This is a genomic window from Halobacillus sp. BBL2006, assembly GCF_000786645.1.
Lineage (GTDB): Bacteria > Bacillota > Bacilli > Bacillales > Halobacillaceae > Halobacillus.
Genome location: NZ_JRNX01000077.1, coordinates 1 through 10,887, shown reverse-complemented (window position 1 = coordinate 10,887; position 10,887 = coordinate 1). Strand labels below are relative to the sequence as shown.

Annotated in this window: 10 protein-coding genes; 1 reads left to right on the top strand and 9 read right to left on the bottom strand. The window is 42.4% G+C overall.

Annotation, left to right across the window (positions count from 1 at the left end):
* The 9 genes from murF to LD39_RS02925 form a co-directional block, all read right to left on the bottom strand.
* Positions 1 to 1,060, bottom strand: a 1,060-nt coding sequence (murF, locus tag LD39_RS02965; RefSeq protein WP_035542733.1) for a UDP-N-acetylmuramoyl-tripeptide--D-alanyl-D-alanine ligase, incomplete at its 3' end; no start/stop codon positions are given.
* Positions 1,057 to 2,532 (bottom strand): UDP-N-acetylmuramoyl-L-alanyl-D-glutamate--2,6-diaminopimelate ligase, encoded by a 1,476-nt coding sequence (locus LD39_RS02960; RefSeq protein WP_035542732.1) that lies wholly within the window; start codon positions 2,530 to 2,532, stop codon positions 1,057 to 1,059. The genes murF and LD39_RS02960, both read right to left, overlap by 4 nt.
* A 73-nt stretch (positions 2,533 to 2,605) precedes the next feature.
* Positions 2,606 to 4,528 carry a stage V sporulation protein D gene (locus LD39_RS02955; RefSeq protein WP_035542730.1) on the bottom strand — a complete coding sequence of 641 codons (1,923 nt, stop codon included), beginning with the start codon at positions 4,526 to 4,528 and terminating at the stop codon, positions 2,606 to 2,608.
* Positions 4,529 to 4,615: 87 nt separating this feature from the next.
* Positions 4,616 to 6,649, bottom strand: a complete 2,034-nt coding sequence (locus LD39_RS02950) for a penicillin-binding protein (protein ID WP_369793213.1) — start codon at positions 6,647 to 6,649, stop codon at positions 4,616 to 4,618.
* Positions 6,650 to 6,784: 135 nt separating this feature from the next.
* A complete protein-coding gene (gene ftsL / locus LD39_RS02945) occupies positions 6,785 to 7,153 on the bottom strand; it encodes a cell division protein FtsL (protein WP_035542726.1) in 369 nt (122 codons plus the stop codon).
* Positions 7,150 to 8,130 (bottom strand): 16S rRNA (cytosine(1402)-N(4))-methyltransferase RsmH, encoded by a 981-nt coding sequence (rsmH, locus tag LD39_RS02940; RefSeq protein ID WP_035542724.1) that lies wholly within the window; start codon positions 8,128 to 8,130, stop codon positions 7,150 to 7,152. The genes ftsL and rsmH overlap by 4 nt, the downstream gene beginning before the upstream one ends.
* A gap of 23 nt (positions 8,131 to 8,153) precedes the next feature.
* Positions 8,154 to 8,585: a division/cell wall cluster transcriptional repressor MraZ gene (mraZ, locus tag LD39_RS02935; protein ID WP_035542722.1), complete on the bottom strand. Its 432-nt coding sequence runs from the start codon at positions 8,583 to 8,585 to the stop codon at positions 8,154 to 8,156.
* Between the two features lie 172 nt (positions 8,586 to 8,757).
* Positions 8,758 to 10,383: a bacillithiol biosynthesis cysteine-adding enzyme BshC gene (gene bshC, locus LD39_RS02930; RefSeq protein ID WP_035542721.1), complete on the bottom strand. Its 1,626-nt coding sequence runs from the start codon at positions 10,381 to 10,383 to the stop codon at positions 8,758 to 8,760.
* A 97-nt stretch (positions 10,384 to 10,480) separates the two neighbouring features.
* Positions 10,481 to 10,786: a DUF3397 domain-containing protein gene (locus tag LD39_RS02925; RefSeq protein ID WP_231572502.1), complete on the bottom strand. Its 306-nt coding sequence runs from the start codon at positions 10,784 to 10,786 to the stop codon at positions 10,481 to 10,483.
* On the opposite strand from LD39_RS02925, the gene LD39_RS23415 reads away from it, so the two are divergent.
* Positions 10,700 to 10,887 (top strand): hypothetical protein (locus tag LD39_RS23415; protein WP_231572503.1); only part of this gene is annotated, 188 nt, incomplete at its 3' end. The two genes, LD39_RS02925 and LD39_RS23415, sit on opposite strands and share 87 nt — an antisense overlap.

Sequence of the window (10,887 nt, the reverse complement as noted above, 5' to 3'; positions counted from 1 at the left end):
TTGATTTAGATGTCAATTGACCGACAACTTCAATAACTGCTTTCATTGATGTAGGTGATGCATTGTAGGCATCATTGATGATGAGAGAACCATTCAGACCCGCGTGTTTTTCGAATCGCATGCCTGACATTTCAAGCTGACGGAAGCCTTGCTGGATTTCTTCGTTTGAAAGCCCTAATTGTTCCGCTAAGGCGATCACATAGGTAGCATTTTTTACATTGTGTCGACCAGCCATCGGTAGCTCATACGCCTGACCCTTAACGGTAAATACACTTTTATCATCTGTAAGTTCATCAATAACAATCGTGTAGAGATTCCCTTCATTGTATCCACAAGAGATAGCTGCCTCATCTTTTTTCGCATTGGATAGAAGGGCTTCATCTCCATCAATAATGATCCTTCCGCCGGCTTTCAGACCATCAGTAATCTCAAGCTTGGCCTCTGCAATCGCTTCTCTTGTCCCAAGATTTTCAATATGGGACTCGCCAATATTAGTAATGATTGCATGGTCAGGGTGAGCGATTTTCGAAAGCACAGAAATCTCACCCGCTTGATCCATGCCCATTTCCAGTACAAGCACTTCTGTATCCTGACTCATTGAAAGGACCGTCAATGGAAGACCAATATGATTGTTGAAGTTCCCTTGCGTTTTATGAGTTATATAGTGGGTGCCCAGCACAGAAGCAACCATGTCCTTTGTTGTTGTCTTTCCATTTGATCCTGTTACTCCGATGACTTTAGGAGAAACTTTTTGTAAATAAAAAGACGCTAGATCCTGCAGCCCCTTTGTTGTATCTTCTACGAAGAAAACAGGGAAATCTGTAGGGATCATAGCAGGTAATTCTCGATCCTTCTGCCATAAGGTGGCAACAGCCCCTTTTTTAATGGCTTCCGAAAGAAACTGGTGGGCATCGAAGGACTCACCGATGATCGGGACGAAAAAGCTTTGTTTACTGTCCTTTCTCGTGTCTGTCATGATTTCATTTATTGAAATCCGATCCTTTGCTGCACCTCTAAATTCTGTAAATAAAGTGGTTAATTCATGTACTTCAAAAATCATTGTGGACTCTCCTTAAATCTTCTTAAAATCTTTCTAGCAACTTCACAATCGTCAAAATGGTGACGTATTCCTTGTATTTCTTGATAGGTTTCATGTCCTTTTCCTGCAATCAACACGACATCTCCCTTACAAGCTTCTCTTAATGCGTGTTGAATAGCAAGTTCACGGTTTTCTATTAGTTTATAAGTTCCTTGTAAATGGTTGGTCATATCTTTAAATATCTGTTTTGGGTCTTCGGTACGTGGATTGTCTGAAGTGAAAGTCACATGGTCTGCCCATTTCATTGCTGCTTGTGCCATCATCGGACGTTTACTCCGATCCCGATCGCCTCCGCAGCCGACAACGACATGAATGGCTCCTTTGCAAAAGCCGGAAATCGTCTTCAGCACATTCTCCAACGAATCAGGGGTGTGAGCGTAATCGATGACTACTCCATACTCTTGCCCTTCTCTCACCGGTTCAAAACGTCCACGGACGCCCGTGGTATGTTCAAACGATTCTTTAATGGTTCTAAGCGGCACACCAGATAATAGAGCTGCTCCAGCAGCAGCAAGCATGTTATAGATGTTGAATAATCCCATCAGCGGACTATTTATAAGTACTTCTTCCTCTGGTGTCACAAGAGTAAAAGAAGTACCCGTTTCTTTCAACTGATAATCTTTCGCCATCACATCCGCCCGCTGATCAATCCCATAAGTGAGCAGAGGTTGAGAGGTCGAGCGGATAAATCGTTCAGAGACAGGTGAATCTTTATTTATGACTGCATATTTATCCCGCCCCCTATTATACCCATTCCCTAATTGGGCGAACAATAGGGACTTAGCCCGAAGATAGTCATCAAAACCATCATGATAATCTAAATGATCTCTTGTCAAATTCGTAAAGATCGCAATATCAAAATCACACCCGTAAACTCTCCCTTGATCCAGGGCATGGGAGGATACCTCCATGATGGCGGTATCCACTTTTGATTTCTGCATTTTGCTCAAATATTTTTGTATGGATAAAGCGTCAGGTGTCGTGTTTTTCACAGGAAAAACTTTGCCCGCCACACAAATTTGAATGGTACCGATGAGTCCTGTGCTCTTTTTATGCCTACGAAAAATCTCATCCAGCAAATAAGTGATCGTCGTCTTTCCGTTCGTTCCGGTGACTCCAATGACGTGAAGTAGCTCGGAAGGATACCCATAAAAAGCAGAAGCTGCCATCGCTAGTGCTCTTATCGTGTCATTGACAAGAATGACCGGGACGTCGGTATCAACTTCCTCTTCACAAAGGACAGCAACAGCACCTTTGTTGACCGCATCCTGTACAAAATCATGACCATCCACTTTAATTCCCCGAATACAAACAAAAAGGTCGCCAGGACCGGTGGATCTTGAATCCATCGAAATCCCTTGAACCGTAAGTTTCGAGATGGGCTGAGTTACTTGATAAAAAGGAAGGTGCTCCAACAACTTTTTCATTTTCATAACTTTCACCCTTATCCACATACAAGATATTATACCAAAAGGAAGGAATCTCCTGTATGCTTCCTTTATTTTTTTATTTCCCCATATAAACTCTCACTTTTGAGCCTGTCGGAACTTTCACGCCTGCCTCTGGAGCCTGCGTGATGACCTTATTTCCTTTTCCGCTCACTTCTAATTCTAAAGGTGCTAGAATTTCATTCAATTCTTTCTTTTCAAGACCTGTGACGTTTGGTACCTCAATTAGAGGCTCCTCCGGCCATGAATACTCTTTCTCTAGCCCATCTTTACGTGGTTTAACCCCCAAAACTCTTAAACTGTCTTCCATAATGTTTCCGACAATTGGTGCTGCTACGACCCCACCGAATTGTACGGTATTTTTGGGATTATCAATGGCAAGATAAACGACAAGCTCTGGATCATCCGCTGGAGCAAAACCTATGAAGGAAACGATGTGATTGTTCTCCATATACCTTCCATCAGGACCAACTTTTTGTGCTGTACCTGTTTTCCCTCCTACGCGGTACCCTTCCACGTAAGCTCCACGTCCAGTTCCTTTCGCCACGACACTTTCTAATGCGTTACGGATCTGTTTTGATGTCTCTTCTGAAATAACTCTTCTCTTCAACTGAGGCTCATTTTTCTCTAAAACTTCTCCTGAAACGGGATCCAGCCAAGCTTCTTGAATGTAAGGTTCGTAATAATAACCGCCATTAACCGCTGCTGCTACGGCCATAACTTGTTGGATCGGCGTAACGGAAACCCCCTGCCCGAAAGCTGTCGTTGCCTGCTCGACGGGACCTACGTTTTCAGGTTTAAAGAGAATTCCTTTGCCTTCTCCTTCTAAGTCTATTCCAGTTTTCTCTCCAAAACCGAATAAATCAATATAATCGAAAAGTTTCTCTTTACCAAGACGCTGTCCTAGCTCTACAAAGCCAGGGTTACAGGAGTTCTGGACAACCTCGAGAAAAGTTTGATCACCATGCCCTCCACGTTTCCAGCAATGTAATGTCGCCCCATCCACCTTAACGGCGCCGGAATCATGAAAATGTTCATCATTCAAATTCACAAGACCTTCTTCCAGGGCAGCCGCTAATGTAATGATTTTAAATGTAGACCCCGGCTCATACGTACTCCATACAGGAAGGTTCCTGTTATATACTTTCGGATCAACTTCCTGATAATTTGCAGGATCAAAGTTCGGCCTCGATGCCATTCCTACAACTTGTCCGGTATCAGGATCTACTGCTAAGGCGACGGCTCCATCAGGGTCATACTTTGCTACAGCGATATCCAATTCCCTCTCCATGATGGATTGCACTTTGTAATCAATGGTCAGCTGCAAGTCCTTTCCGTCTACTGGAGGCTTATAGACATCTGCCATATCAGGCATACGTTTCCCTTTGGCATCAGAAAAAAAGGATAAGGCTCCCTTTTCCCCTTTTAACTCCTCGTCATAGTGAGCTTCTAGCCCCAGCAGTCCCTGGTTATCAATTCCGCTAAACCCGAGGACATGGGAAAGAAAGGATCCATGAGGATAATAACGCTCAGAGTCCTCAGCAATGTAGACCCCTGGCATCCCAAGCGATTGGATAGCTTTGGCCTGCGCCTCTGAAATCTTTCTGCCTTCGGGGTGAATTTTTTCTATGGAGATTTGTTTGGTCACATGGGTGTATGCTTTCTCCACACTCATTTCGAGAATCTGTGCCAGGTTTTTGGCGGTCGTTTCAGGATCTTTGATCTGTCTAGGGACGACCATGACAGTAGGGGCCGATTGGTTTCCTACGAGCACCTCTCCGTTTGTATCAAGGATTTTACCGCGTTCTGGTTCAAAGGTAATATCACGGCTCCACGATTCCTCTGCTTTAGAAATGAGGAAATCACTGAGGAAAAATTGTACATACCCCAATCTACCGATAATAACCATAAAAATAACCATTCCAAAAAGAAAAACAGTGATCAATCGTTTCTTGACAATTACATGGGATACTCGTCTCATCTCCATAACTCCTTTAAAAGTCGTTAGAGTCAGCTTGTATCACTATATGCAATCAAGAAACGATTAGAACACTGCCTGGAATGGCGATTACTCAGTTTCCGGAGGGGAAAGCTCCACAACCAAATAGCCGTTTTCTTTAATTTTCGATCCTTCTGCAATGCTTTGAGATTTCACATAGCCATTCCCCATAGTTTCAATATTCATATCGAAATGCTCAGCAAGACGGTGAACATCTCTTAAGGAATAGCCTGTGAGATCCGGCATTTTTGGTTTATCCGTAATGACCATGATTCGCTGGTTCTCAAGTACTTTAGTTCCGGGAGCCGGTAGGATCTCTTCTACGTTTTCCCCATCACCTATGATTTCTACATTGCTAAATGTCTTTCTAAGCTCATTCTCCGCATTACGTGTAGACATTTCCGTGACATCTGGTAATTTATGCTGGGAAACTTTCGTATCCTCTTCTTTATCCGGTTGAATATCCAAGTAATGCAAACTATTCTCCATTACTGTACGAATGATATAAGAGACAGGTTCAGAACCTAATTCAGTTGGTTCTAAGTCTGGCTGCTTAACCGCGACATACATTAATAGTTCCGGGTCATCCTTAGGCGCCATTCCCATAAATGAGAAGACATAGTTGTTTCTGCCTGATAAGTATCCTTTGCCTGGCTCGCTTATTTGTGCCGTCCCTGTTTTTCCAGCCAATGAATAATCATCAAGCTTAAACGATTGACCAGTTCCATTCTCAGATGTAACGACCTCTCCCATCAGATCCCTAACTTTCTTAGCTGTATCTTCAGAAATCGGTTCACCGATTACTTCCGGCTTCCCTTCTTTAATGACTTCGCCTGTCTCGCTTGAGGTAATCTCTGACAACATATAAGGCTGCATAATCTTACCACCATTCGCAACAGACGTTGCAGCCGTCATTAATTGAATCGGAGTGAAGGTTGATCCTTGACCAAATCCAGTTGTAATTTGTTCAATTGGACGCTCATAAACTAATTTCCCTGTAAGTTCTCCAGGAAGGTCTATGCCCGATTTGTCTGTCAAATTGAAAGCAGATAAATATTGCCGGAATTTTGTTGGTCCTAGTTTTTCATAAACCAACTTTGAAGCAGCAACGTTAGATGAACGCTGGAAACCTTCATCGTAGGAAATCATCCCCCACCCCTGTCCATTATTATGATCTGAGATGGTTTGAGAGTTCTCGGTTACTTTGTATGTTCCTGACTTGAACAGCTCGCTGTCTCCATTATAGACACCTTCCTCAATAGCCGAAGCCCACGTGAAGATCTTCATTGTTGAACCTGGTTCAAAAGGATAAGAGATCAAGTCATTGTACCAGTTATCTACCTCTCCGATATCATTTGGGTTATAGCTCGGACGGTTGCTCATCGCTAAAATTTCACCTGTATCGGGATCCATGACTGCCGCCATGATTTTTTCAGGACTATACTGGTCATCCACTTGGCTCATAGCGTCTTCTAGAAACGTCTGGATTTTCTGATCGAGCGTAAGATGGACATCCTCACCATCATCCGGTTCAGTCATCACTTGATTGGGATCCAACAATTTGGTTCCATATTTATCACGCTCGTACTTGATTGTACCTTTTTTTTCTTGCAAATATTTCTCCATCTGTTTTTCTATTCCCGTGACTCCTGAAATCTTACCATCGTCTGTGCGAGCAAAACCGATGACATGGGAGGCAAACAATCCATTTGGATAATACCTTTTCGCCTCTTCCTCGAACTGAATTCCGCTTAATTCCAATTCCTTGATTTCTTCCATTTTCTCTTGAGAAATCTGTCGGCCCTTCGCACCGAATTCGACTTGAAAGCGATCGTTTTCCTGGCCGTTTTTCAACGTTTCGACCATATCACTCGCTTCCATATCCAACAAAGGAGCCAATCTTGACGCTGTCTCTTCCGGGTTCGTCACGTGATTGGGCTCCTCAGGGTTCGTCGTATAATCAGGGTCAACAATGGCGTATAGCTTGTACGTCGGTCTGTCGTAAGCAAGGACCATGCCATTTTTGTCGAAAATCTTTCCTCTCTTCGCATCGATTTCATAGGAACTTGTGCGGACATCCTTCGCCCACTTTTCCAAGTCCACTCCCTCCACGGTTGCTGTGGTCTCAATATACAAAAACCTACCAGCAATGAGGAGGAACATGAAGGAAAATATCAAGATTAACAGTGCTGCGCCTCTATGCGTGTTCGGACTTTTCATAACATATCACCAAATTATTTAATTGCTGACTGTGCCAGCTTGTTTCACCTTTGCGTTCTGAATGTTCAATCCATTTTCTTTAGCAATTTTCAAAATACGATCCGGATTACTTAATTCTTTCACCTGGTAGGCAAGGTTCTCGTTATGTGATTCTTGTTGTGAAATATCTTTTTCTAAACTTCTGATGTCACGGTTCAAAGAATCTGTTGCCGAGGAAAACTGGACAAAGAAAAGGGAAGCAGCGATGACTGCTGTTGTTGAAATCGAATATAAAAATTTCTCTCCTGTACTAATCCACCGTTTTTTATGGGCCTTTACTTTAACCTGTTTTTGTTTTTCCGGTTGATGTAAAGGCTGCTGTGCCTTTCTAGCTTGCTCAAGGCTCATGTTTTCTTCCACCCTTCTTCAAATTGAAATTCACTACTCCAAGGTTTGACTTTCTCTACGACCCTCAATTTAGCTGAGCGTGAGCGACGGTTCTCTTCGAGTTCTACATCTTCAGCTACGATCGGTTTTCGTGTAACAAGTTCGAATGGGGGCTGTTTATCTTCTGGAATGACTGGAATATTTTTTGGTAATGGCGGATTTGTACTCCACTTCTTAAAGGCTTGTTTGCACAAACGATCTTCTAAGGAATGAAAGGTTATGACGGCTATTCTACCTCCGACAGAAACAACTCTTGCAGCCTGATGCAGACTGTCCTGAAAAGCACCAAGTTCATCATTCACAGCAATACGAATCGCTTGGAATACTCGTTTGGCTGGATGCCCTCCTTTCCTTCTTGCAGGAGCTGGAATTCCTTCTTTAATCAGCTCAACTAATTCACCCGTCGTTTCAATCGGGTTCACTTCGCGAGCTTTTTCAATTTTCCTGGCAATTTGCTTGGAAAATTTTTCTTCACCATATTTGAAAAAGATACGCACTAAATCTTCGTAAGGCCATTCATTAACGACCTCTCTAGCTGTTAGATCAGCTGATTGATTCATGCGCATGTCCAGTGGTGCATCATTCTGATAACTAAACCCACGTTCACCAACATCTAGCTGTGGACTTGAAACTCCAAGATCATACACAATACCATCGATCTGCTCCACACCTAGTTCTTGTAATCTTTCTTCAAGTTCACGAAAATTCGCCTGAATGAACGTAATTTTACCTTCATACGGCTTCAATCTCTCTCTGGCAGCTTCAAGAGCCATTTCATCCTGGTCAAATGCATACAAATGACCTTCTTCACCGAGTTGGGAAGCGATGACTTCTGTATGACCTCCACCACCGAGTGTGCAATCCACGTATGCCCCCTGAGGCTTAATATGTAATTGCTCGATGGTCTCTTTTTTTAAAACGCTATAATGTTCAAACATACACTCACTCGTTTCTCTGTCTATCAAATATCAAAATCTAACATGTTCTCTGCAATTTCAGAGAACGACTCTTCAGATGCTTCAAAATAAGTTTCCCAATTTTCATTACTCCAAAACTCTATACGGTTGGACACTCCGATGACAACACATTCTTTCTCCAGCGTCGCGTATTTTCTGAGGGGCGGAGGAATATTAATTCTTCCTTGTTTATCCACCTCACACTCGACAGCTCCTGAAAAGAAGAACCTGGTGAAGGCTCGGGCATCTTTTTTGGTTAAAGGGAGTTTTTTTAGTTTTTCTTCAAGAAGCTTCCATTCATTCATAGGATAAGCAAACAAACATTGATCTAAACCTCTCGTGAGGACGAAGCTTTCCCCAAGATCTTGACGGAACTTGGAGGGGACGATAATACGCCCTTTCGCATCAATGTTATGTTGAAATTCACCCATGAACATATGGTTCCCCCACCTTCTGTTTTCAGCTTACCACATCGCCCCACTTTTCTCCACATACTTTTTATTCATTCGCCTACTAATAAAAAAATCCTGCCTCGGAAGGCAAGATTTTAAAGGTTTTTCCTATTCATTTATGATGTGGGGGATAGTGGGAGGTCAGTGGGAGACTCACTCACACATATACCACAAAATGATCCTGATCAAAGGAAAGGTGGTGCTGGTTCATCCGTTCGAATACATCCGTCCCATACTGATTCACCCAGGGTACGATATTCCACATTCTCTCTTGCAGCCCGCCACCAGGATGCAGAAGTACTTCAAGGTCATTGAACTGGTATACCTCGTATTCATATTGTTGTTCAAGAGACTGAGACATTCTCTTTTCAAGAAAATCGATATTCTGAAAAATGTACTTCAGATTCTTCTCAGCCATTTGCGCTAGATCAGGGCCGAACTCAGTAGATTTTTCACGTAACGGGCGATGAATTCGATCGATCTCTTCTTTCACCTGTTCACTTAATTGGTGGATCGGTGGTGCACTTCTCGACGCCAGCCATTTCATTTTGGCCTCGCCTGTACCATAGTAAATCCCGTCCTCCACTTTGATTTGTAAACGTTCCATGGTCTGCTCTGCTTTACGGTCAATAAGTGTAAAGGAAAGACGCGGCAGTACTGGGGGCATTTGCAGTCCAGCTGCTTGAAAGGCTGGTTTCAGCACAGACCAGTAATTGATCTCCCCCGGACCTCCGATGAAAGCAAGAACGGGAAAAAGACACTCCTGCATCAACGGTCTTGTCACAACATTGTTACTCAATTGTTCCGGATGTTCCTTTGCAATCTGAATAAGTTCTTCCTTCATCAATGCCACTTCATTATTCTTCCCTCTGAACACGCCATCTTCATCCCGGTTTAATAAAATTCTGTCACCTTGATGATGATAAAAGAGGTGAGCGTCCCTCCACTCACTATCAAGCAGGGTTTCATAACCTTGCTGACGATTGACTTGCAAAGATGAGAACACTCCTTTAGCCATCTCTTCATTCTTCTCGATCATAGTTGTAAAATAAGAACTTTCCAAGTTACGGATTTCAGAATCGTGAGCATCTACAATCACTAGTCCCTCACTAGGAAACAATAAATAGACAAGTTTAGCAAAGAAATCACTATAGCTCCCTGATCGGTTTAAGGCCTGCATGACTTGTTGATAAAAATCGCTCGTAAACTCTGTTTCGCTTACAGCTTGAAAGATTTGCTTTATCCACTTTTCAGCTTCTGTCTGGTCGATCTCTATATCAGATACAGAAGCTTTTGTTTCAGGTGTATGCTGAATAGTGAACTTTTTCATAGCTGCATTTTCTTTCATAAAAAGATGGTTGATCTCATCAAAATCATGATCCTCTCCAGCAATCCAAAACACAGGGATGACAGGTTTTCCTAATTCTTTTTGTTTCTGCTTTGCCAGTTGAAGGACTGAGATGATCTTATGAACGGTATATAATGGACCGGTCAACAATCCTGCCTGCTGACCTGCAATAACAACCGTGCTTCCTTCATCTTTCAAACGGTCGATGTTCGCTAGTGACGACTCAGGTGCCTCCCACTTTTTATTCATTTGATCTAGTACATTTGTAAGAGCTTCCCGTTGGTACGTGTTATTCTTTAATTGTTGTAAACGCTCTGTCCAGATCGTTGGATCTTTGGGATCAAATTCGAATTTATCTTCTACAGTTTGAAAATTCTGTTTATAATCATGAAATAATAATTGCTTTGATTGTAATTGAATCGGATCGATACGCATGTCTTGAACTACTCCTTTATCGGGTTAAGTATTCTTAGTAGTATGTATCCTATTGTATTGTACAAAAAAGATCCCAGGAGTTCATCTAATCTGTTTGTCAGGAAAATAATCGCTCAAGGAGACCATACATGGTCAATCCTACATAAAAAAAGGTAAAGAGTAAAAAACTAACGCGCCAAAACCCTTTGAAAACCCTCCTCAAGTGGATTTCTTCATGTACCTTATACTGCACAATGAGGGATAAACCTAATAAGAGGAATAGAAGGATTAGGATATAAGCTAAGAAATTTTGTTCAAACAATACGAGTAAGAGTAAATGAACAGAGAGAATGAATATTGGAGCTGTTACACTCGTCGTCCTGTGAATCGCTTTCCATTTGTGTTTCGTCCATTTTCTATTCAGGAAATAAAAGATGAAAAAGAAAGGAATGGGAAGCGTCAGCACAGCCGCAAAGAAAAATACGATAGCATCACCCACGTAAGTTCACCTCCCTCTCTTTTTCA

Coding starts and splice junctions, on each gene's coding strand:
- LD39_RS02960 (WP_035542732.1), bottom strand. CDS start 2,532: ATGAAAATGAAAAAGTTGTTGGAGCACCTTCCTTTTTATCAAGTAACT.
- LD39_RS02955 (WP_035542730.1), bottom strand. CDS start 4,528: ATGAGACGAGTATCCCATGTAATTGTCAAGAAACGATTGATCACTGTT.
- ftsL (WP_035542726.1), bottom strand. CDS start 7,153: ATGAGCCTTGAGCAAGCTAGAAAGGCACAGCAGCCTTTACATCAACCG.
- rsmH (WP_035542724.1), bottom strand. CDS start 8,130: ATGTTTGAACATTATAGCGTTTTAAAAAAAGAGACCATCGAGCAATTA.
- mraZ (WP_035542722.1), bottom strand. CDS start 8,585: ATGTTCATGGGTGAATTTCAACATAACATTGATGCGAAAGGGCGTATT.
- bshC (WP_035542721.1), bottom strand. CDS start 10,383: ATGCGTATCGATCCGATTCAATTACAATCAAAGCAATTATTATTTCAT.